The 23,220-nt window shown below is 52.9% G+C and carries 22 protein-coding genes; 18 read left to right on the forward strand and 4 right to left on the reverse strand.

The genetic code is table 11. The features are described 5' to 3' along the window. Positions 1-27: 27 nt before the first annotated feature. Together ACZ2GZ_RS02400 and ACZ2GZ_RS02405 are read left to right on the forward strand one after the other, a co-directional pair. A complete protein-coding gene (locus tag ACZ2GZ_RS02400) occupies positions 28-462 on the forward strand; it encodes a DUF4275 family protein (protein ID WP_058764794.1) in 435 nt (144 codons plus the stop codon). Then, a complete protein-coding gene (locus tag ACZ2GZ_RS02405) occupies positions 463-1,224 on the forward strand; it encodes an SDR family oxidoreductase (RefSeq protein WP_214714440.1) in 762 nt (253 codons plus the stop codon). It begins immediately after the preceding gene. 35 nt (positions 1,225-1,259) lie between these two features. Here the strand turns inward: ACZ2GZ_RS02405 and ACZ2GZ_RS02410 are convergent, their stop codons facing one another. Next, the gene (locus ACZ2GZ_RS02410) at positions 1,260-2,039 is read right to left on the reverse strand and encodes a response regulator (RefSeq protein WP_058764790.1); all 780 of its coding nucleotides are present in this window, start codon (positions 2,037-2,039) and stop codon (positions 1,260-1,262) included. After that, the gene (locus tag ACZ2GZ_RS02415) at positions 2,020-3,831 is read right to left on the reverse strand and encodes a sensor histidine kinase (protein WP_058764788.1); all 1,812 of its coding nucleotides are present in this window, start codon (positions 3,829-3,831) and stop codon (positions 2,020-2,022) included. Before ACZ2GZ_RS02415 ends, ACZ2GZ_RS02410 begins: the two co-directional genes overlap by 20 nt. 180 nt (positions 3,832-4,011) lie before the next feature. On the opposite strand from ACZ2GZ_RS02415, the gene ACZ2GZ_RS02420 reads away from it, so the two are divergent. The 4 genes from ACZ2GZ_RS02420 to ACZ2GZ_RS02435 all read left to right on the forward strand — a co-directional run bounded on the left by ACZ2GZ_RS02420 (position 4,012) and on the right by ACZ2GZ_RS02435 (position 8,792). Next, the gene (locus ACZ2GZ_RS02420) at positions 4,012-5,943 is read left to right on the forward strand and encodes a sensor histidine kinase (protein WP_058764787.1); all 1,932 of its coding nucleotides are present in this window, start codon (positions 4,012-4,014) and stop codon (positions 5,941-5,943) included. 122 nt (positions 5,944-6,065) lie between these two features. Then, positions 6,066-6,839 (forward strand): flagellar hook-basal body protein, encoded by a 774-nt coding sequence (locus ACZ2GZ_RS02425; RefSeq protein ID WP_029594697.1) that lies wholly within the window; start codon positions 6,066-6,068, stop codon positions 6,837-6,839. A gap of 11 nt (positions 6,840-6,850) precedes the next feature. Next, a complete protein-coding gene (locus ACZ2GZ_RS02430) occupies positions 6,851-7,630 on the forward strand; it encodes a flagellar hook-basal body protein (RefSeq protein WP_029594698.1) in 780 nt (259 codons plus the stop codon). A gap of 64 nt (positions 7,631-7,694) precedes the next feature. Beyond that, positions 7,695-8,792, forward strand: a complete 1,098-nt coding sequence (locus ACZ2GZ_RS02435) for a glycerate kinase family protein (protein ID WP_035385636.1) — start codon at positions 7,695-7,697, stop codon at positions 8,790-8,792. Between the two features lie 27 nt (positions 8,793-8,819). Here ACZ2GZ_RS02435 and mscL read toward each other — a convergent pair whose 3' ends face one another. Next, a complete protein-coding gene (mscL, locus tag ACZ2GZ_RS02440) occupies positions 8,820-9,197 on the reverse strand; it encodes a large-conductance mechanosensitive channel protein MscL (protein ID WP_029594700.1) in 378 nt (125 codons plus the stop codon). Positions 9,198-9,403: 206 nt separating this feature from the next. Here mscL and ACZ2GZ_RS02445 point away from each other — a divergent pair, with 206 nt between their 5' ends. From ACZ2GZ_RS02445 to ACZ2GZ_RS02475, 7 genes are all read left to right on the forward strand, one after another. Continuing rightward, a complete protein-coding gene (locus ACZ2GZ_RS02445) occupies positions 9,404-9,655 on the forward strand; it encodes a DNA-directed RNA polymerase subunit beta (RefSeq protein ID WP_029594701.1) in 252 nt (83 codons plus the stop codon). A gap of 13 nt (positions 9,656-9,668) precedes the next feature. Further along, positions 9,669-10,091: a 3-hydroxyacyl-ACP dehydratase FabZ gene (gene fabZ, locus ACZ2GZ_RS02450; protein ID WP_029594702.1), complete on the forward strand. Its 423-nt coding sequence runs from the start codon at positions 9,669-9,671 to the stop codon at positions 10,089-10,091. Positions 10,092-10,103: 12 nt separating this feature from the next. Next, a complete protein-coding gene (locus ACZ2GZ_RS02455) occupies positions 10,104-10,553 on the forward strand; it encodes a hypothetical protein (RefSeq protein WP_029594703.1) in 450 nt (149 codons plus the stop codon). Positions 10,554-10,653: 100 nt separating this feature from the next. Beyond that, the gene (locus ACZ2GZ_RS02460) at positions 10,654-12,393 is read left to right on the forward strand and encodes a methyl-accepting chemotaxis protein (protein WP_029594704.1); all 1,740 of its coding nucleotides are present in this window, start codon (positions 10,654-10,656) and stop codon (positions 12,391-12,393) included. 63 nt (positions 12,394-12,456) lie between these two features. After that, positions 12,457-13,506, forward strand: coding sequence for a C45 family autoproteolytic acyltransferase/hydolase (locus ACZ2GZ_RS02465; RefSeq protein ID WP_034779192.1), 1,050 nt, complete (start codon positions 12,457-12,459; stop codon positions 13,504-13,506). A 113-nt stretch (positions 13,507-13,619) separates the two neighbouring features. Next, positions 13,620-13,898: a hypothetical protein gene (locus ACZ2GZ_RS02470; protein ID WP_214714438.1), complete on the forward strand. Its 279-nt coding sequence runs from the start codon at positions 13,620-13,622 to the stop codon at positions 13,896-13,898. Positions 13,899-14,020: 122 nt separating this feature from the next. Further along, positions 14,021-17,347, forward strand: coding sequence for an Ig-like domain-containing protein (locus ACZ2GZ_RS02475; RefSeq protein WP_470295432.1), 3,327 nt, complete (start codon positions 14,021-14,023; stop codon positions 17,345-17,347). Positions 17,348-17,433: 86 nt separating this feature from the next. Here ACZ2GZ_RS02475 and ACZ2GZ_RS02480 read toward each other — a convergent pair whose 3' ends face one another. Next, the gene (locus ACZ2GZ_RS02480; protein WP_214802218.1) at positions 17,434-18,069 is read right to left on the reverse strand and encodes a class I SAM-dependent methyltransferase; all 636 of its coding nucleotides are present in this window, start codon (positions 18,067-18,069) and stop codon (positions 17,434-17,436) included. 74 nt (positions 18,070-18,143) lie between these two features. Here ACZ2GZ_RS02480 and ACZ2GZ_RS02485 point away from each other — a divergent pair, with 74 nt between their 5' ends. The 5 genes from ACZ2GZ_RS02485 to ACZ2GZ_RS02505 all read left to right on the forward strand — a co-directional run bounded on the left by ACZ2GZ_RS02485 (position 18,144) and on the right by ACZ2GZ_RS02505 (position 23,214). Then, a complete protein-coding gene (locus tag ACZ2GZ_RS02485) occupies positions 18,144-19,631 on the forward strand; it encodes a cryptochrome/photolyase family protein (RefSeq protein WP_214802215.1) in 1,488 nt (495 codons plus the stop codon). Positions 19,632-19,821: 190 nt separating this feature from the next. Beyond that, positions 19,822-20,418, forward strand: a complete 597-nt coding sequence (locus ACZ2GZ_RS02490) for a glycerol-3-phosphate responsive antiterminator (protein WP_029594711.1) — start codon at positions 19,822-19,824, stop codon at positions 20,416-20,418. Next, positions 20,415-21,506 carry an ABC transporter ATP-binding protein gene (locus ACZ2GZ_RS02495; RefSeq protein WP_470295433.1) on the forward strand — a complete coding sequence of 364 codons (1,092 nt, stop codon included), beginning with the start codon at positions 20,415-20,417 and terminating at the stop codon, positions 21,504-21,506. Before ACZ2GZ_RS02490 ends, ACZ2GZ_RS02495 begins: the two co-directional genes overlap by 4 nt. Beyond that, on the forward strand, positions 21,503-22,408 hold the full coding sequence (locus ACZ2GZ_RS02500; RefSeq protein ID WP_470295434.1) for a carbohydrate ABC transporter permease: 906 nt from the start codon (positions 21,503-21,505) through the stop codon (positions 22,406-22,408). The genes ACZ2GZ_RS02495 and ACZ2GZ_RS02500 overlap by 4 nt, the downstream gene beginning before the upstream one ends. Then, positions 22,405-23,214 carry a carbohydrate ABC transporter permease gene (locus ACZ2GZ_RS02505; RefSeq protein WP_214802209.1) on the forward strand — a complete coding sequence of 270 codons (810 nt, stop codon included), beginning with the start codon at positions 22,405-22,407 and terminating at the stop codon, positions 23,212-23,214. Before ACZ2GZ_RS02500 ends, ACZ2GZ_RS02505 begins: the two co-directional genes overlap by 4 nt. The last annotated feature ends 6 nt before the right edge of the window (positions 23,215-23,220 follow it).

The raw sequence follows: 23,220 nt of genomic DNA on the forward strand, positions 1-23,220 counted from the left end.
GATAGACTAAGGGAGGGAGGGCTGCAGATGGATCCATTGATTGAGCGATTGACGGCGAAAGGGGTCGAGGTCACAAAAATTGAAGACCGAGGCCAGGAAGCGCGTCAGACATGGGTGGCGCACTTCATACGACCGGAACAGCGGACACGTCTTTCCCCTTACCTGTGGGAGGATATCGTGGCAGGGACTGAAGGCTGTCTCGTCGGAACGACTGCTGAGCATGCGTTCGAACGAGCCAGGAAGTGGAAAGCGATGCTTTTTTTTCAACACTCGAACGATGTGCTCGAGCTTGATTTGACGCAAGCGAAACCACTCACTAGGAAAGACTTGATTGTCGAAACAATGGACTATGCGGATGTCTATATCGTCGACCCGGTTTACACGTGGACGTATGTCATCCCGCACGAAGCGGACTGGGGACCGTATTTTCTCACCAAATTAAGGGCTAAAGGGGATCATTAAATGACACGACCACTCACACTCATTACCGGCGTCAGCCGGACGCAAGGCATCGGGGCAGCCATCGCGCGAAAACTTGCTACGTCAGGTCATGACTTGTATCTCACGCACTGGAGTCCGTTTGACGGCACGGAAGGTGTCGGGGCGGAACCGAATTTCATTGACGGCTTCGTCAACGAATTACGGGCATTAGGAGCCCGTGTCGCACATGAAGCGTATGATTTGGCGTCTGGAGACGCAGAAGGGCTGCTCAATCGCGTCGAAGCGGCGATCGGTACTCCAAGCCGTCTGGTTAACAATGCGACGTATGAGCGGCACGTGAGCGTCGATACGTTCACGACCGAGACGCTTCGTCGTCATTATCTCGTCAACAACGAAGGAACGCTCGGTCTGACGTTCGCCTTCATCGAGCGATACAAACGAGCGGGGCATACGGACGGACGCATCCTGTTCATGGTGTCCGGCGGAGCGGATGCATCCAATTTGGCTTATATCGCCACGAAAGGCATGTTGATCGCCATCACGCCGGCGCTCGCCAACGGGGCAGGGCAGTACGGGATCTCCGTGAACGCGCTCGACCCGGGCCCGACCGATTCGGGTTGGATTGATGATGCGCTCCGCGAACAACTCGTACCGCTGTTCCCGTATGGACGCGTCGGGACACCTGAGGACACGGCCCGCTATATCGCGTTCCTCATGGGGCCGGACGGGGCGTGGGTCAACGGGCAACATCTTCACGTCGACGGTGGCTTCGTCGGACGATAAAAAGAGCTTCTCCCAATTCAAGGGAGAAGCTCTTTTTAATGCCATGTATAGTCTTTGTCGACGAAGAGTCGAGTGGACAAATCCGTTTGCGGGAACGGCTTTTCTTTCGCATCTAACCAGTCATGGTAATCGCAAAGACAGGCGTCGTCTAAGTGAAGGGAGTAGCCGTTATTGATCGTCTGAACCGTGATGCTCAAATCGTACTCGGCGAGCGTCTTCTTCAACCGGTAGACGAGGTTATAGACGTTGTGGAGCGCCCGCTGAGGCTCGTCAATCTCTGGATAAAGCGTCTCGGCGATGAGCCATTTGTTCACGACTTTATCGCGGTGGAAAATCAAGTAGGCGAACAGTTCCTCCGTCTTTTGTGTCGGCCATTTGACGAGGTCGCCGTCTTGCGTCTTGACCGAGAAGTGGTCGAGACATTGAATCGTACACGTCCGGTGATGCTCGGTCGACATTATCTCCTTGTATCGTTTCTCGACGCGAGGAATGAGGTCGTGAATCATCTGTTCGGTAATCGGTTTGAGCAGATAGTGCGTCGCTTGCAGGTTGAACGCATCGACCGCGTATTGGCTGTGCGCCGTCGTGAAGACGACTTGAGTCGTCTCGGGCAAACGTTTGGCGAAATCGAGACCGTTCATCTGGGGCATCTCGATATCGAGAAAGACGAGGTCGACTTCCTGGTTTGCTAAAAATTCAAGTGCTTGGAACGGATCGTGGAACGACCCCATCCATTTCAAGTTTGGTTCAGCTTGGATGAGGCGTTCCATCATCCTTAAAATATGGTGCTCATCTTCAATCAAAATCGTGCGCATGTTGCTCGTTCATCCTCTCTCGTTTTGGGAGTCGGATATGCACATGCGTTCCGACCCCTGGTTCAGAATTTAATTTAAATGTGGCATCTGATATGAAGTCGATCCGATTCTTGACATTCGGGATACCAATTCCATTCGATTTTCTCAAGTGCGGTGTCGGATTGAACCCGATGCCGTTGTCGGCAATCCGGATATCGATTGCATCATCTGAGGACTGGATCGACAACATGAGCCGTTTGATACCTGGTTGCTTCATCAACCCATGCTGTACCGCGTTCTCGACGAGCGGTTGCAATAACAGCGGTGGAATCGAGGCGTTGAGGACGGATTCGTCGATATCTTTCGTGATGGTGAACGCATCATTGAAACGAGTCTGTTCGATCATCAGATACGAGTCGATGACGTCGAGTTCTTGCTTGAGCGAGATATCGTTCTCGGTGCGCCCGTTCTCGAAGATAAAGCGGACGTATGTGCTCAAATGGCTGAGCAAACGTGCCGCCTCGGTCGGTGCCGTGTAACAGAGGGCGATGACGTTACCGAACGTGTTATACAAGAAGTGCGGTTTGATTTGCGCATTGAAGAATGAAATCTCACTTTGGTTTGCGAACGTCTGCACTTCACGCTTTTGCCGTTTATCCGTCGACAAGTGAATCGGGAGCAGCGTGAACATGAGCAGGAAGTAAATGAGTGACATGACGCTCGTATACAGTTCTTGATTCGGGTGCTCAATCAGAACGTTAATCAACTGGCCGACATAGCCGATGATGAGCGAGATCGTGAACACGAGAAATTCGAACGGATAGCCGTCGTCTTTTCGTTCGAACAGCCAATTGATGTTCAGTCCGGTCCAGAAGAATGTGATGAACAGGACATACACCCAAGGAAATTGGTCGAATATCGCGTGTGCACCTTCAGGCAACACCAAGGCGATGAGGCTGAACGCATAGAGCGGGTAGGACGCGTACTTCAAAAAGTGTCGAAACGGGACGCGTTCGAGACGTAACGCAAAATTGATTAACATCGCGACGCTCAGTAATGCGGTAATCAAATTTAATTTATGGGCTAAAACGTAAGACATCATAGGGACGATTTCGAATACGATCATTTGATCACTCGTCATAAGCGAGACGCTGACGAGGAAAAAGAAAGCAGCTCCATATAAATAGAGCGATTCCTTACGATGGAACAGCCAAACAATCGCATAGAAAGAAAAAATGAGGAGCGAGATGAGGATGATCACGAACTCATAACTGAAGTATTGATTATGATAGGTCATCATATTGCTCGTTGGACCGATGAGCAGACTGTCGGAAATACCAGTCGAGAGCTCATTTGTCTCAGCCGTTTGAATCGTCAAACGAAACGTCGGCGTCTGCGTATCTAACAGAACGAGATAGGCATGTCTAGGGTCTTGATCTGTCGATGCGTAGACGGGTGAGACAGCTTCTCCATCAATGAGGAGGTTGACATGTGGGTGGTTACGCGGGACACGCAAAGCGTATTGTCCCGGGGGCAATGAAATGTCGGTTTCATAAGTCGCCGTCTTGTGCGGCGTCACATGCGGGAGTTGTCGATACGATTCGCGGTCGACTCGCTCGAGCAGGCTCGATTGAAAGCGCCACGTCCCATCGAGACGCATGAGTTGGTCGGTCACACGAGAATCGGTCAAATCGGCCGTTCCTTGTGTGACGGTGACTGAGTCGTCGATCGTCTGTCCACGCGTCAAGGCGAAGCCGCCAGCGAGCGCGAAGATGATAATCAATACGACCAGCCCGATCGATTTAGGGGTCATCTGCATATTCCCTTCGTGATTTGTGAGTTTCTTGTGAGAAACGAACGATATACTGACACTAATCGTTCACGTATAAAGTGACGAATGTTTTCTTATCGTACACGAAACTGACTTTTTTGAATAGCCGAACATACGAAACTACCCAATCCGATTAATCATCGATATGAAAGAAGGCTATATATGAAACGCTGGATTGAACAACAAATTAGCCGCCAAGTCCTCACCGTGTTTTACGTATTGATCGCCTTAATCACGTTGACGTCACTTGGCACATACTTTTATACCCAGCAAGCGATCCGCGAAACCACGGTCGAACTCGAACGGATCAGTGAACAGCGGGCCCGGGCAACCGATTTGTTCGAGACGTGGCAATCGATGCAGTACGAGATGCGCGGCCACGTCCTGCTCGGAGAAGATGCCCTGTTGGCGGAAGTGAAACAAGCCCAGACCCGCATCGATGACCAGACGAGCTGGTTTGAACAGAACGCCGAGACAAACGAAGAGACGACGTTCGCGGAAGAGGCGCGTTTGCTCTTTACCATCTATACGACGCGCGTCATGCCTGGTCTCGAACGTTACGTTGTCGCCAAAGCGAATGGCGAAGTCGATGAGCCGTTCTTACAGATGGCGACCGTCGGCCAACTCATGCCGAAGAATGCGACGTCGACCCAAACGCGCTTCAAACTGAATACGAAAAGCGCGGCCGATATGAGCGCGAGCATCGTCGATATGGAATCGGTGTTCACCGATTATCGGGCCGACCTCGACTTCCAAGAAACGGGTCTCCGGGAACAATTGTCGGAGCAACTGGCCAAAGCCCAATGGATGTGGCTTCTCATTTTGCTCGGCGCGTTGTTCATCCTCTTCGTCAGCCTCCAACCGTATATCGTACGCTTGACGAATCAACTGCAGGCACTGATCACGAACAGTGAGCGGCTCGCGGTTGACCCGCATGCGACGCTCATCCCGATTGAACCGCTCCAAAACGAGGTCGGTCAACTATCGAAATCATTCACGGAGATGTCGAGCTCGTTGATTCATCAACATGATGAACTCGAGAAAGAGCGCGAGAAGACGGCCCGCATTTTGCATACGATGCGCGACGCCATCGTCTTCGTTGAGACGGACACAAATAAACGTTTCGCCAACGAGGCGTTGTTCGAACTGTATGAGCAACCGTTCCCGTTCGGCGACCGTCAGAGCCTGTATCCGATTGACGCGTTTTATGAGCCGTTCATGGATCAAATCGATGATCAGGACGGTCTCAATCGCTTCACACACCGGGCTAAAAACTGTGGAATCTTCGATGAAACGTTTACGTATTCGATGCAAGGGGGAAGACGTATCATACGGATGTACGCCGAACCGATTGAACTGCAGGACGAACGTTTCGGCGTGATGTTTGTGTCACGGGACATTACGAAAGAGATTGAGATTGACCGCTTGAAGACGGAACTCGTCGCGACGGTCTCACACGAACTTCGTACCCCGCTCACATCCATTCTTGGTTTTACCGAACTTCTTGAACACCGACACGTCGACGAAGAGAAGCGGAAACGCTACTTGAGTATGATTCATAGCGAGACGACCCGGCTCGAGCGGCTCGTCAGCAATCTGCTCGACGTGCAGAAGATAGAGTCCGGTAACGCGCAGCAAGACTTCAAAGTCGAGAGTTTGTTCGAACTATTGTCCGATATTCTTGAGATTCATGCCGGTTCGACCGAGTTGCATGCGTTCCATTTCGATTGTGATGAAACGATTCGCGTCTCCGGGGACCCGGCGCAACTGCGTCAAGTGTTCTCGAACATCTTGAATAACGCCATTAAATATTCACCCGACGGCGGCAATATCGCCGTCAACGTCTCGTGCGATGACGATGTCATCCGGATCGCCATCGAAGACGAAGGCATGGGGGTGGCGCCCGCAGATGCCGAACGACTGTTTGAGAAATTCTACCGTGTCCAAAACGAACAGAGCCGCAATATTGGAGGCACCGGCCTTGGGCTTGCGATCTGTAAGGAGATTATCGAATCACATGGCGGGACAATCAGCGTCCGTTCTGAACTTGGGAATGGGACGACCATGACGGTCGAACTCCCGATTGTCGCTTGACGAAAACCACTTCACATTGCGAAGTGGTTTTTTTTTAGTTTTTTTCAAAAAACGGTGAATGAAACATTCGTTTGGTACGATATACAGAGTGAAGACTTTGAACGATGAAAGGAAGACGAACCATGCTACGCGGATTATATACGGCGGCGGGCGCGATGAACGCGCTCCAACGTCAACAAGAGATTTTGAGCAATAACCTTGGAAACGTCCGGACACCTGGATTCAAGGCATCGAACGGCGTCGTCCGCTCGTTCCCAGAAATGTTGCTCGCCCAAGTGAGCCACCCAGGAAATTCGGGTTCACGCGTGCAAGGCGAGGTTGGCACGTTGTCGACGGGCGTGTATTTGCAAGAGACGATGCCACGTTTCTCGACGGGAAGCATCTCCGAGACGGGGAGCCCGACCGACGTATATATGAAGGTACCGGCTGACGCGACGGGTGCCGCTATGTTCGCCGTCGAACAGAACGGTGAGACGCTCTATACGACGAACGGACGCTTCGCGGTCGATGAGGAACGCTTCTTGCGTTCGGCAGATGGTGGGTATATCCTCTCAGACGCCGGCGAACGGATTCAATTGCCGTCAAGTGAGTTCACGTTGTCAGGTGACGGACAAATCACGTCACTCGGACAGAACGTGGCGACGCTCGGTGCCGTCCAAATCGATGACTTGACGACACTCGAGCAAGTCGGGAACGACTATCGGGTCAATGGAGACGCACCGCCTGCTGCGAACGTTCAGTTCCAACAAGGATTTATCGAAGAGGCGAACGTCGATCTCGATCGGACGATGGCCGATTTGATGACGACGTACCGTCAATTCGAGGCGAACCAAAAAGTTGTCCAAGCGTATGACAAGAGTGCCGAGCGGGCGATTGAAATCGCTCGGATTCGTTAAGGAGGAAGCCCATGCAATCGATTTATAACTCGGTGTCGTCGCTCACGCAGCTTCAGCGCCAGCTCGATGTGACCGGTCACAACATTGCCAACGTTGACACGGCCGGCTATAAGCGGGAACAGACCCATTTCGCCTCGCTCTTGTCGCAGGCGTATGACAATCAACCACGCGCCGAGCTTGAGGTCGGGCGCGACACGCCGAACGGGATTCGCATCGGCGTTGGCGGCCACGTCGCCGACATTAGCCAACAGTTCAATATCGGCCAGATTCGCAAGACTGACCGTGGCCTTGATGTGTTCTTGAAAGCGAGCCGCCAGTTCTTCGCCGTCGAGACGGAGAATGGTGTCGGATTGACTCGGAGCGGGAACATGCAGCTGTCGGTCGGTGAGACGACGACGCTCGTCGACGTGAACGGAAACGCCCTCCTGGGTGCGGATGGGAACCCGATCGTCATGCCGAATGAGGCGACGGCGCATCGCGTCCGTCAAGATGGGATGGTCGTCGCTAGCGTGAACGGTGTCGAGCAAGAGTTCGGCCGTCTCGATATCGTCGAGGTGCGTAACACGTCAGCGCTCCAACCGCTCGGCAACAACATCTATGCGGCTGACTTGGCGGCGGACGTTGACCGTCCGCTCGGCAATCTGTTGATTGAAGGGACGCTCGAATCGTCGAACGTCGATTTGACGAAAGAGATGACCGACATGACGATCACGCAACGTGCTTACCAGATGAATTCACGGGCGTTGTCGATGAGTGACCAGATGATGGGACTCGTCACGTCACTCCGTTAATCACAGACCGTTCTTCTTCGGAAGGGCGGTTTTTGCGTTACACTGAATAGGAGGAGGGATGGACATGCGAATTGTCGTGGCGATGGATTCGTTCAAAGGGTCGTTGACGAGCGTGGAAGCGAATCGGGCGGTTTGTCGGGCACTCGCTGGACACGATGTCATCGAGGTGCCGATTTCAGACGGAGGCGAAGGATTTTTAGATGCGTGGCTCCTGACACATCCACATGCCGAGACCATCACGCAAGACGTCATGTCGCTTGACGGGACGATGCGACAAGCGCGGTACGGTTGGTTAGAACTGACGCGAGAAGCAGTCATCGAAGTCGCCGAGGCGTCTGGGCTCACACTTGTCGATACACTCGACCCATGGCGCTACAGCTCCTATGGGACGGGGCTGCAAATTCGGCATGCGCTCGAGCGCGGGGCGACACGCATCACCGTCGGCCTCGGCGGGAGTGCGACCGTCGACGGAGGCAAAGGCCTGCTCGAGGCGCTCGGCGTCCAATTCTTCGACGAGTTTGGACAGATCATTGGGCCGTTCCCACATCAACTCGAGCACGTCGCTCAAGTCGATTGGACAGGACTCCTCCCGGAAGCACGTCAAGTCGAGTGGCGCATCGCCTCGGACGTGACAAACCCGTTGCTCGGACCAATGGGGGCGGTGGCCGTGTTCGGACCACAGAAGGGACTGGCCAAACAAGACGTCGTTAGCTACGAGGAACGACTTTCCTCATACGCCCGTTGTTTCGAGCGTGATGTGACGGGACGACCGGGAGCGGGTGCGGCCGGCGGTATCGGCTTCGCGCTCTATCAGCTCGGGGCGACTTACGTGAGCGGAATTGAGGAGGCCGTGCGGTGGTCGAATCTAGAGGAGACGTTACGGACGGCCGACTGGTTAATCACGGGGGAAGGTCGCTTCGATGAGCAGTCGCTTCACGGGAAAGCGCCTTACGGGTTGGCACGTCTTGCCCATACGTACGACGTACCGACGCTCGTCTTCGCCGGACAATCGGAACTGATTGCCGTCCCGGACGTGGGGATTCAGGCCGTCTTCCCGATTGTTTCCCGGGTGATGACGCTCGAGGAAGCGATGCAGCAAGCGGCAGCGCTCTTGACGGACGCCGTCAGCCGAGCGTTCCGGTTAATCGACAAAGACGCCTGAACCAACTTCGGTTCAGGCGTCTTTGGGTCACGAGCGTTCTTTTAATAGGTCACGAATCTCCGAGAGGAGCTGTTCTTCACGCGACAGTTCCGGCTCCGGTGTCTCTTCGACCGCTTTTTCTCGCTTCAGACGGTTCAGCACTTTGACCATCATGAACAAGGCGAAGGCGACGAGGAAGAACTTGACGATTTCTTGCAGGAAGTTGCCATACGTTACCTTCACGCCGAGCACCGACACCGCGAGCGTCGAGAAGTCGATGCCGCCGATGAGGATGCCGAGGAACGGCATGAAGATGTCATTGACGAGCGACGTGACGATGGCCGTGAAGGCGGCCCCGAGGATGAAGGCGACGGCCAGGTCGATCACATTGCCTTTGATTGCAAACTCTTTGAATTCTTTCCACATAAAAATAAACCCTCCTAAATGATGAATACTCTTATGGTAGCACAGCATAGGCGGAAGCGGGCAGTATTTTTCACAGAAGCGTCGCCCTTGCCCTAGGCCGGGCGCTTGTTCGACGTATGGTAGATACGTTACACTTATATAGAACTCATGCAATAGTTTTAATACCAGGTACTAATATGTTATGATTAATTCAGCTGAAAGGATGTATGGACGTGGCGAACGAAGAACAGAACGGCTCGGAACAGACCGAGTCCAAAGAGCGGACGGAGCGGAAGCGATTATCGAACCATCGACGTTTCCCGATCTTGTTACGCGTCATCGTTGTCCTGCTGTTGGCTTTCGTGATGCTTGCGATTGGGGCCATCATTGGGTACAGCGTGATTGGCGGAGGCGAGTGGAAGGACGTGTTCAACATCGACACGTGGCGCCATATCACCGATTTTTGGCTAACATCATAAGGGTGGTGGAACCATGTACACGATTGAACAGATTAAAGAAGTGATCCCGCATCGGTACCCGTTTTTGCTCATCGACCGAATTCTTGAAGTCGAAGAAGGCACACGGGCCGTTGGATTAAAGAATGTGACGGCGAATGAAGAGTTCTTCAATGGACATTTCCCGGACTATAACGTCATGCCTGGCGTCTTGATCGTCGAAGCGCTCGCGCAAGTAGGCGCGTTCGCGATGCTCAAGCAAGAGTCGAACCGCGGCAAGCTCGCGTTCTTCGCAGGCATCGATGGATGTCGCTTCAAACGTCAAGTCGTCCCGGGCGATCAATTGCGCCTCGAGGTCGAAATCTTGAAAGTGCGCGGACCGATCGGTAAAGGACGCGCCGTGGCGACAGTCGATGGAGAAGTTGCTTGTGAAGCGGAACTCACTTTCGCCTTGAAGTGAGGAGAGAACGAGATGCGCGTATTGGTGATTGCCTTGATTCTCGGATTGGCGACCATCGTCGGTTGCCAACAAGTGCAAGATGACCCGGCCGAGGAGAACGTCGTGTTTGAACAGGACGTCGATGATGCGATGATCGACAAACGGGCCGGCCAATCGGAATCGATTGCGGTCTCGCTCGAGCGGACGAACAGCTCGACGATGCTGTTCACGATTCGGATGCTCGAAGACCGTCGCCTCGATCCGACGACAATTATCAGTTACGAAGTCGAGGGCACGCGTGTCCCGATTCCGTTCGGTGAACTTGTCGCGGAACGCGAAGGGGATGTGCGGACGTACGTCTATCAAGCGGATTTGAACCCCGATCTTTTCGTCACCGAGACGTTGCCGCTCTTCCATATCGGAGAAGAGGGCGAGGCCGAGGTGTCGATGCCGCTCGAGGTCGTGAATTCGACAAATGAATGAACGGACGGATGATTTTTTTGTCGAAAATCATCCGTTTTTTTATACAGTTTTTCTGGCAATCGTCCGATACATATAGTAAGGACGATTGGAGGGAATCATTATGAAACGAAATAAACCACAGTCGCTGCAGAAACGGATCTTGGCGATGATGTTGGCGTTCATCACGCTACTCATCGTCACATTCGGCGTGTTGCAGTACGTCAGCACGAAACATACGGTGCAGAGCTCGATGCAGGCCGTCCTGTTGGCGGATGGGGCGCGCATCAGCGAGGCGATTGACACGGAGGCGTACGCGGCCTTTATGCAAAACCCGACAAAAGATGAACGGTTCGAGCAGTTTCGAGAACAGCTCGATACGTATCGCACGCAAATCGGGGCGATGTACGTCTATACACTCGCGGCCGACGGGGAAGAGCTTCAAATCATCGTCGACGGTATGAGCGCGAGCGATGCGGTCGAAATCGGCACGCCGACGACGGCGACGTCTTTCGAAGATGCTAAAGCGGCGTTTGAGGGTGGGACCGTCACGACGCCGATCGTCGAGGACCCGGAATATGGGGACTATATGACCGTGCTCGTCCCGATCAAACAAGGTGGGGACGTCATCGGTGTCCTCGGAATCGACAAAGGGGCGAGTGATGTCGCGGCGGTGACGGAAGACGTGCTCCAAGAGAGCTTGCCCCCGATTCTCATCGGGCTCGTTATCTTGCTCGGGGTGGCTTCAGTCATCATTTGGCGCTATCTCGGTTGGAAACTCCGACCGCTCCGTGAGCTTGAAAGGGTCGCGACTCATATTGCGAGCGGCGACCTAGCGACAGCGGCCAAAGAGATGGACAACATCCAACTGAAAGCGAACGATGAGATTAAGCGGCTCACTGCCTCGATGGACCAGATGACGAAGATGCTCCGCGATTTGATTTCCGGATTGCAGACATCTGCCCAGACGGTGCGGGACGAGAGCGGCAACGTGGCGAGCATCTCGGAAGAAGTGAACGACGCCTCGAGACAAATCGCGTTCACGATGGAAGAAATTGCGGGTGGCGTCGAGAATCAGAGCGTGCTCACGATGAAGCTGTATGGGCATATGAACGAGTTTTCGGGACTCGTCGACCAGACGGCGCACGACGGAAACGGCGTGAGTGAACAGGCGGAAGTGGTCAGCCGTGTGACGGCCGAAGGGCTCCTCCTCATGGAGGACGCCGTCGGGAAAATGACGAACATCCATCTGCAAGTACGCGAATCACAAGGTCAGGTGAAAGACTTCGAGCAACAGGCGGACGAAGTGACGGCACTCGTCACGATGATCCGTCAAATCTCGGAACAGACGAATTTGCTCGCCCTGAACGCGGCCATCGAGGCGGCCCGCGCTGGGGAGCATGGGAAAGGGTTCGCCGTCGTCGCCTCCGAGATTCGGAAGTTGTCGGACAGTGTCGCCCAATCGGTCAGTGAGATCTCGGAGATCGTCGGCAGCGTCAAACGGAACTCGATCGCGCTCGGTGAGACGTTCACGGACAGTATGCACGCCGCCGAGGACGGCAAACGGACGCTCGAGGAAACGAAGCGCGCCTTCAATGAGATCGAGCAGAGCGTGCGGGAGATGCAGCGCCTGACGAACTCGATGCAAGGGCAACTCGGACGCGTCAAGACGAACCAAGACGACATCAAACGCGGTCTATCGGATATCGCATCGATTTCGGAAGAGAGCACGGCCGGGAATGAGGAAGTGGCCGCCTCAACCGAACAGATGTCGGCGACGAGCGAGACGATGAACCGGCTCGTCAAAGACTTGTCGCATACGGCCGAGGACATGCAGCGCATGAGCCGGCAGTTCAAGTTGTAAACAGTCTCAAGTCAGACAGACCTCCGTTGCGTCCGGTATACTAGGCGCAAGGGAGGTTTTTTCATGCAACGTGTCTCAAGTGAACTCACACAATTCCGCGGCAGTCACTATGACTTTGGCCGCTTTCAAGGACAATACATCAAGCGCAGCAAACTGCTCGAGAACCGGACCGACCAGTGGAAGCTCCGCGTCCCGCGCTTTGAGATTGACGAGCGCGAGGCGAAGCAGGCGTTCGACCGGTTCGCTCCGAAGATTTGGGAAGAACTGCTCGGCCTGCAGGATGAGCTCGAATTGACGCTCGCCGACACGCTCCTTCACTTCGGTCATTTCCGGGTCAATAACCCGGTCAGCGGCTGTTCGATTTTGACGGGGGACAACTTCCTCGTCCGCAACTATGACTATCACCCGATGACGTACGATGGACGCTATAACGTGTTCCAGCCAGATGAGGGTTACGCCGTCATCGGTCCCGTCTCACGTGTCACCGGCCGGATGGATGGGATGAACGAGAAAGGGCTCGCCATGGGTTATAACTTCATCAACCGCCGGCGGCCTGGAGATGGGTTCGTCTGCCAGATGATTGGCCGAATGATTCTCGAGACGTGCGCCACGGTCGAGGAGGCGGTCGATCTGCTTCAAGAGATTCCGCACCGCGGCTCGTTCACGTATGTCGTCCACGACAAGTCGTCGAAGACACGCGTCATCGAAGCGACACCGCGCGACATTCGCGTCCGCGAGTCGAATATCTGCACAAACCATTTCGAACTGCTCCAACACGAGAACCGTTACCATCTTGATGATTCAACACGCCGGATGATGGAAATCAAGATGTATCAACATATCGTCCAGGACGCCGAGAGTGCGTTCCGGCTCATGAACGACTCGGACAAAGGCGTCTTCTCGGAGCTGTACAAGAGCTGGGCCGGCACGATTCACACGGCGGCTTATTTCCCGGAGACGCTCGAGACGTGGTTCGCCCTTGGTGGCGACCGCGACCCGGTCATCTTTGATTTTCAGGAGTGGCTCGACGGCAAAGATTTCGATTTACATGCCCTCGATGGGGAAATCGCGACCGACATCGAGTTCGCGAACACGGTCCAACTTTGGCGGTAACGAAAACAAGCAGCGACTCATGATGAGTCGCTGCTTGTTTTCGTTCGTCTGGCGCACGTTAGGCCGTACTGAATTCTTTAAAACCGGGAATACTACAAGCAGGAGGGATTCAGATGAAACGAATCGGATTATTAGCTATCATGCTCAGTTTGATTGTCGTCCTCGGCGGCTGTGTGCCGGGCGACGGGACGTACACGACCGACCCGGCTGGATTCTTTTGGGGCGTCTGGCACGGTTGGATTGCACCGGTGTCACTCATTTTAGGATTGTTCAATGATACGTATCGCATCTACGAAGTGAACAACACCGGTTGGTTCTATGATTTGGGCTTCTATATCGCCATCATCAGCGGGTTCGGCGGGATTGCCGTAACGCGCAAGAGTCGGGGCTAAACTAGACGAGACATCGTCTAGTTTTTTTATTGACCCACTTTAGCAAAAACTGAATTTGCATATAAAAAATCATGCTATATTTTTTTAAGGTTAATCAGATATTTCCAAAAGGAGACAGAAAGATGTTTATAAAAGTAAAAAAAAGTTGTGCGATTTTAATCGCGATGATATTACTGGCGGCAGTCATTTCACCTCTGCCTATACAAGCCGTAAACGTATCAGAAACGACAGCAGATTTGCGTGTTATAGAAGGGACTACAGATCAACCGAATCAGCATGTCACGATTGTAGCTGATGAAAAACTTGTCGAGACGAAGAGTGACGCCAATAAAAAGTTTACATATACGTTTCTGAAGTCACCAGTAGGCACAATTGCCGTTTATCAGCGGAATAGCGATGGTTTTGATCAGGTCATTCAAATGATTGAGCGAAGTGAACCTAAACCTCAAATGAAACCTGCAGCTCCGCAAGAAGTGACATACCTCGGGATGATTGATAACGAGTTCGTGTTCATTACACACCCAACTCATACAATCCATGCGACATACGAGGGACGGGCAAAAGAAGGAGTGGGTACGTTAAGAATACCAAAAAATCAAGCGGACTCTGTTAGTGTCTATGTGAGTAGTCCGGAAAAGGCATCGACCCCGATCAAAACATATAAAGAAACAGCTGCGAAGACGGATATCATTCGTTTAGACGCTGCCCCACATGAGACGCTACGCGTATCTGGGACGACGTTGCCTTATGTGAAAGTAGTCGTGAAAATCGGCTATGATGAAGAAATTGTACAAGCCGATGGGACGGGTAAATTCGATTTCCCATTCAAAGGTTGGGAAATACGGGCCTATCAAGAACAGGGATACTCGATTCAACCGGCACATTTGATGAATAAAATGCTTGGTGGAATTCACGGATTCACAATGCCCGCTTTCAAAGCAACGCCAGATCGTCCCTTATTTATCATCGAAGAGTCATTCACGCAATTTCGGGGAGTGACGTTCCCAGGTGCAGTGATTTTAATTGATGGCGATGGGTGTGGCATCAGTTATGAACAAGGGCAGTTTGATTGTTATTACCCACAAAACGATCGAGTCGATCGGACGCTTACGATTGAAAAAGATGGCCAGACCATTTTCACGAAGCAAGTAAAAGTTAAACGTAAAGTCGAAACAATCAAATTTGAAACACAATCGTTTGATCTCGCAGAAGCACGATTGATCGGTAAAGCGACACCAAACCAAAAGTTTGTCGTGGCCTACTCGGATCCAAAAGCTGGAAATGCTCAAGTTCGTGTACAGGCAAAAAGTGATGAAGCGGGTAACATTGTCTTTTCTTTACCTAGACTATACGGACTGAACTATATGGTCTCTTATTTGGACGAATATAATTATTCTCATCCAAAAGTAGAGCTTCGTGCGGAGGATAATCGCCCCGCTCCGATTCCAAATTTCAAACTTGAAAGTGATCGTATGGTAATTGGAATTCCACCATTTCATTACCCGAACAAAACGATAGCATTTGAGACGAAGATCGAAAAGTCGGACGGACGTTCGATTGTTGAGAAAGTAGATTTGAAAAATCCGACGGTTCCACTTGAGCTAAATGACAAGTTCATGATTCGGACGCTCCTTCAAGATGGACGCGTCTCGGAGTGGGTCGAAGGAACGTTTGATGCGATTCAAAAGCCATTGATTCAAAAACTGACGAATCATACGAAAGTGTTGAAAGGGACGACGGAACCGAACGCTAAGCTTCAGTTTTCGAAAGGGGTCACAAAAGAAGTGACGGCAGATGCCTCTGGGAAATTTGAGTTCGCCGTCAACTTAGAGAAAGTCTCGACGTTTAACGTCCTCGTTCAAGTGGCGGGTAAAGCAGATCAACGCTTCACGTATGCAGTAGAGGACACGATTCGACCAACGCTTAAAATTTACGACCTGATTCCGCAAGAAACAGAAGTACTCATATTCGACGCAATCGAATACGTCGGCAACTTTGAGATTGAATACTACAAAAACAAAACGTTGGTCCGAAAAGAAAAAGTTACTCCGATTCGACCGTATAAACCTCATCAATCTGGCTTTTTAATTTCAGGAGAACTGCCGGTTTCGAGGTTGAAAACAGATGGAATCACGCATCTCATCATCCGAGCTGAAGACTTGGCAGGAAATACTTCGCTCGGAAATAAAGTTACAATCAAAGACATGGTTGCACCTCGAGTAACGCTTCAAAAGTATGTTTTGCCAGGTGAACGACTCATCTATGGAAAAACAGAACCAGGGGCCAAAGTTACGTTCACTTATCGTAGTGATAAAGAGAAAGCCGTCTCAGTCTCGAAAACAGGGGATTTTGTCATTAAAACGACAGACCCTATTTATTCATTCATTAACGGCGTTCGTTACAGTAAAGTGAAAATCACGTCAAAGGATGCAGCGGGTAATTTGTCATATGCGAATGTAGGGCCAGTCGGTGACAAAATTCAAGACATTCGTATGAATGGGGATCAGCGAATTTGGTTTTACTCCCCATCAGACAATATGATTCAAAAACAGTATGAGTTCACCGTGAACGGGCAAACTGTCAGCCATAAACACATGGGCAATGTGGTCACATGGTCGAATGATATTGAATTACCTGCCGACGTGACAGTCAAACTCGTCAATCCGGATAAAACGATTAAGTATGAAGTCAAGAAGACGGTCACAAAACCGTATAGCGGCAAAAATGTATCCGCCGTTAAATTCCAAAAAGCATCCCGTCACATTACAGGCGTGGGAGAGCCGCAGGCAACGCTTGAAGTGTGGAATGGTACGACTAGAGTTGGTCAAACGAACATCGATGCAACAGGTAAATTCAGTTTCTATCTAGTCCGTATGTACAAAGAAGGCGAAAGCTTAAAGTTCGTGACCATTCCTAGACTTGGACAAAAAACGTCAGTTACACTCAAGGCGAAAGATAACACGGCACCAACCAAGCCGACAGTCCATGCAATGTCGGCAGCGTCAACGAAAGTCCAGGGGAAGACAGAAAAAGGGGCAACCGTCCTCATTACGTATAACGGGCGGACCTATACGACGAAAGCGAACAGCTCTGGTTCATACGCCTATTCGATTAATAAATGGCTACCAGGAAAAACCGTTTCGGTCCGTGCAAAAGATACTACTGGAAATGTGTCGACGGCAACTGTACAAACCATCAAGTATGCGTTCAAACAATTCAGTGTGAATACTGTACGAACGAGTCACACCTATGTGACCGGAAAAGGACATCCGGGTGCGACGGTACAAGTGTATGGTAGAGATTCGAATATTGGAAAGGCTGTCAAAGTTGATTCGAAAGGGAACTTCAAAGTTTATGTGAATAAACAACGTCAAAGCAGTATGTTGACCGTTGAAATGACACGCTCGAGTTATATGACGAAGCGTATCAATACTATCGTTGCTAAATAACAAAGAAACCTCTCGAGATTTCACATTCGAGAGGTTTCTTTTCATTTTAAACAGCAAATGGAATAAAAATTCTTATAAAGTGATGATTAGAAATCATCGTGCGGCTTCCGCCCCGTCACGGCAACCGTATGATAATCACGTGAGTCAGGACCGCGAGTCTCGACGACGTCGGTCAGACCAAGCGCGGAAGCGGCGGGGATGAACTGTTCCCGCACGATGGATGCGATGCCGTCCCACGTCACGTCAGCTTTCCCGTCACAGTACGTGATGACGAACAACCCGCCCGGTGCGAGGACACGTTCGATTTCGGGAAGCACCGCAGGCACGTCTTCCCAAAAGTAGAGGGTATGGATGCTGAAGACGCGGTCAAACTGTGCGTACGGGAACGGGAGCGTTCCGAGGTCGCCTTCGACGACATCAGCTCGCCCGGCTTGCACGTCCGTTCGATTTCGTCGGAGCGCCGAGCGGACGATAGTCGGGGAACGGTCGAGTCCGGTCACATGCACGTGCTCAAAGCCACGTAATATCTGTGCAAGCGCGTCGCCGGCCCCACAACCAAGGTCGAGAACGCGATTGTCGGGCTGAATCTGAAGTTGCTCAATCGTCCAATCGACTTCGACCCGGTGTTGCCAGACCATCTTCTCGCCGATGTACGTCCCGACGATGCCGCGCGGGTTCTCGTATTGACTGTCAATCCATGTTTGGAGACGTGTGAAGCGCATCGAACCATTCCTTTCCGAATCCAGTAGATGTAGATTGAGTGTAGCACAACCATTTTGGGAAGGGAGTTGAATCGATGCGTTCCTTTTGGATTTTCGGCAATCAGTTGTCGCACGAACTCGAGCTATTCAATCACGTTAAGAACGATGACGTCATCGTCATGATCGAGGCGACATCCCGGGCGATGTGGCGGCCGTACCATAAACAAAAGCTCGTCCTCATCTTCTCGGCGATGCGTCATTTCGCCGAGGAGCTGCGCGACAAAGGCTACACGGTCGACTATCATGAGGCCGACTCGTTCCAGGATGCATGGGACGACCACTTCAAACGGTATGAACCAGAAGAGATTCATTACACGGCCGTCACCGACGCCGCGATGGAGAAAAAGCTGCGGCAGTTCGGTCAGAAGCAAAAGCTCGTCGAACACTCGGACGTGCCGCTCTTCTATTTAACGAAGAAGGAAGCGCTCGACACGATTGGCAACGCGCCGTGGCGGATGGATCGTTTCTATCGCCAGATGCGGAAACGGTTCGACGTGTTGCTCGAGGACGGGAAGCCGCGCGGTGGCAAATGGTCGTTCGATGCGGATAACCGCCAGCCGCCGAAAGACGGGCTGACGTTCCCGGCACCGATCCATTTCCGACCGGACGTCATCACGAAAGACGTCATCCAAAAAATCGAGACCGACTTCGCCGACCATCCAGGAGACATCACTCCGTTCGTCTGGCCGGTGACACGCAGTGAGGCACAACGGGCGCTCGCTCGTTTCGTCGAAGCACGTCTCGAGACGTTCGGTCCGTATCAGGACGCGATGCTGTCGGACAATCAAGACATGTCGCATAGCCTGCTGTCGGCGGCCATCAACATCGGGCTACTGACACCGGACGAGGTCGTTCAAGCGGCCATTGCGTCGGATGCGCCGCTCGCCTCGGTCGAAGGATTCGTTCGTCAAATTCTCGGCTGGCGGGAATATATGCGCGCCGTCTATGTGGCGACGATGCCGGGCTACGAGTCGGTCAACACGTTCAAACATGAGCGTGACTTGCCGAGCTATTTCTGGGACGCCGAGACGGACATGCACTGCGTCCATCAAAGTGTAAAACCCGTCATCGAGCGGGCCCATAACCATCACATCCAACGGCTCATGGTGCTCGGCAACTTCGCGACGCTGTTCGAAGTGTCGCCACAACAGACGAGTGACTGGTTCAACGAGATGTATATCGATGCCTACGACTGGGTCGTGCTACCGAACGTGCTCGGGATGGCGCTCCATGCCGACGGCGGGCGCCTCGCGACGAAGCCGTATATCGCCTCGGGAAAATATATCGACAAGATGAGCGACTACTGTAAAGGTTGCAAGTATAATCCGAAACACACGACCGAAGAGGACGCCTGTCCGTTCAATGCACTCTATTGGCACTTCATCGACAAGCACGAGGAGCGGTTCGCGAAGAACCAACGCATGAAGATGATGGTCCGTAACTGGCAAGGGCGGGACGATGCCGTCAAAGCCGACATTTTGGCGAAGGCGAGACAGACGCTCGACGAAACCGACTCCTTATGAGTCGGTTTTTTTACGTCATCTTCACAAACTTTTGCATCTGCTTCACGGCCGCTTTACATTCATCCGTTACGATATGACTTGTGAGACCCCTCATGCCAAGTGAATAGCAACCGGTAGAACATTCGAGAGACCAACAGAAGCCCGTACGTCGATGACGTCCTGTTTCTGTTGGTCCTTTTTTTAGGGAAGGATGATTCAAGTGAATGAAACGCTCCGCACGATCGGACAAGAGAAGATGATTGCCTCCATCAAATCACCGAAACAACTCGAGAAGTTCCTGCAGTCGGACGTGACGACGACGTTCCTCATGATGGGGACGCTCAGCACGCTCGATCGCTACGTCGCCCATTTGAAGCGCGAGAATCGGACCGTGTTCCTGCACGCCGAACGCATCAACGGCATCAGTCTCGACCGTGACGGCATCGACTATTTGGCGAAACGCGTCGGCGCCGACGGGATTGTGACGACGAAGGCGTCTGTCATCCAACATGCCAAACGGGCCGGCCTGATGACGGTGCAGCGCCTATTCCTCGTCGACTCGGACGCCATCTCGTCAGGCATCAAGATGGCGAAAGACCAACAGCCGGACGCGCTCGAACTGATGCCGGGTCTCATTCCGAGTGTCATCGAGCACGTCGCGGAACACGTCTCGTTGCCGATTGTGACGGGTGGGATGATTCGAAAACCGATTCACGTGCATGAAGCCTTGTCCCACGGGGCGTTCGCCGTCTCGACCGGGGATGAGCGATTATGGGCGTCGCAAGGAATGAAGGAGGATATCATATGAAATCGATTCAACTGCAGAATATCAAAAAGTCATACGACGAGACGGAAGTCATCCGTGGCATCGACGTGACAATCGAGGCCGGTGAGTTCTTCGCCCTCGTCGGACCGTCGGGTTGCGGCAAGAGCACGATGCTCCGAATGATCGCCGGGCTCGAGTCAATCACGAGCGGGACGCTCCGCATCGACGGCGTCGCCGCGAACGACTTGAAACCGAGCGAACGCCAACTGTCGATGGTGTTCCAAAACTATGCGCTCTATCCGCATATGACCGTCGAGAAAAACATCACGTTCGGGTTACATACGAAAGGACTGACGAAGCTCGAGCAGCGCGAACGTTGCTTGGAAGCGGCCGAGACGCTCGGACTGACCGACTATTTGAAGCGAAAGCCACGCGAGCTGTCGGGCGGGCAACGGCAACGGGTCGCACTGGCCCGGGCCATCGTCACCGAGTCACCGATCTGCCTCATGGACGAGCCGCTCTCGAACTTGGATGCGAAACTTCGGGCCAAAATGCGCTCGGAGATCCGGCAGCTGCAACGCAAGCTCAAGCTGACGATGATTTACGTTACGCACGACCAAGTCGAGGCGATGACGATGGCCGACCGGATGATGCTGTTGAACGATGGCGAGGTCCAACAAGTCGGTCAACCGCTCGATTTGTACAATAAGCCGGCGAACACGTTCGTCGCCTCGTTCATCGGTTCACCGCCGATGAATTTGACGCCGGTGCAGCGGAATGACAAGGGCTGGGTCGCCTCGGACGGACGCCTGTTCCATCCGAACACTCTGACGCGAGAAGATACGGCGACGCTCGGCATCCGTCCGGAACAAATCACGCCGGCGAAAGAGGATGTCACGTTCTATGCCGAACTGAAGAACATCGAGGTGCTCGGCACAGAGACGATTCTCGCCTTCGATATGGGTGGCGTCGAATGGCTCGCCAAATGGCCAGGACAATGGCCGCTGTCGATCGGGGAGAAGATTGCCTGTCACGTCGACCCGAAACAGATATCTTTGTTTGATACGAACGGCAATCGTATTGAACCGCGGCAACCGAAACTGTTCGAGGCGTTGGAGGTGTTCCAATGACGGTCGCCCTTCCGAGACAACGCGTCCGGACCCGATTATCGGACGCGACGAGCGGGCTCCTCTACTTGTCCCCGTCGATCGCGTTATTTGGGATTTTTCTCGTGTATCCGCTGTTCCGGACGATTTACTTGAGTTTCTTTCAAACGGACACACAAGGGACGCCGCTCAGTTACGTCGGCGGCGAGCATTACGCCAAGCTGTTCACGAGCGCCTCGTTTTGGCAAAGCATTCAGGCGACGGTCGGCTTCGTTCTGTTGACCGTCCCGCTCACAATCATCATCGCGCTCGGTCTGGCGCTCCTCGCCAACGAGAAGCTGCGCGGGATTGGCATCTTCCGGACTGCGTTCTCGGCGACGATGGGAATGAGCGTCGCAGCCTCATCCGTCATTTGGATGTTCATGTACAACCCGTCCATCGGCATCTTCAACCGTTTCTTGGAAGCGATCGGAACGAGCGGGGTGCAGTGGCTCCTCGACCCGCAGTATGCGCTCCTATCCGTTTCGCTCGCGACCGTCTGGATGAACATCGGCTTCACATTCTTGATTCTTCTCGGCGGGCTGCAAAACATCGACCGGACGCTATACGAGAGTGCGGACATCGCCGGGACGGGGTATTGGACCCAGCTCCGAGCAATCACCATCCCGATGCTGTCACCAACCCTCTTCTTCGTCGGCATCATCTCGCTCATCAATGCGTTTCAGACGTTCGGGCAGATTGATTTGCTGACGAAAGGTGGGCCGACGAACTCGACGAATGTCATCGTCTACGCCATCTATAAGGACGCGTTTATCAACTATAACGTCGGTGGGGCGAGTGCGCAGGCCGTGCTCTTGTTCTTGACGGTCCTCCTGTTGACGTGGCTCCAGTTCAAGCTCGTCGAAAGGAAGGTGCATTACCAATGACGCTCCGGAAAGTAGTCACGTATACGCTCCTCGTCTTGAGTGCCATCGTTATGCTGTTCCCGATCGCCTATGCGTTCTCAATCAGCCTGATGGACGGGAGTGAGGTGTTAAAAGGCAACCTCATCCCGCGCGACGTCACGTTCGACAACTATGTCGCCGCGTTCGAGCGGATTCCGCTTATGACGTACTTATGGAACAGTCTCGTCGTCGCACTCCTCGTCATGGTCGGTCAAGTCGTCTTGTCGAGTCTTGCCGCCTTCGCGTTCGTCTTCATCAACTTCAAAGGGAAAGGGCTCATCTTTATGCTCTTCCTCGCGACGATGATGGTGCCGTGGGAAGCGACGATGGTACCGAACTTCTTGACGATTCAGTCGCTCGGCTGGCTCAACTCGGTGTGGGGGCTGTCGGTGCCGTTCTTCGCGCTCGCGTTCGGAACGTTTTTGCTAAGACAACAGTTCAAAACGATTCCGTACGAGATGTACGAGGCGTCACAAATCGCCGGCATCAGCCGCTTCCGTTTCTTTTGGAGCGTCGTCTTGCCGGTCTCGAAGACACCGCTCGTCACGTTGTCGGTATATAGCTTCTTGACGACATGGAACATGTACTTATGGCCGCTCCTCGTGACAAACACGGAGCAGGCCCGCACGGTTCAAATCGGGATTAAGCAGATGCAGTCGAACGAGGTCGCCTCGGATTGGGGCGTCGTCATGGCGGCGGTCATCATGATTATCATCCCGACGCTGATGCTGTTATTCGCAGGACAAAAGCAGTTACAGGAAGGCTTGACGCAAGGTGCGATCAAATAATAGGGG

The sequence above is a fragment of the Exiguobacterium sp. KKT215 genome, from assembly GCF_055635335.1.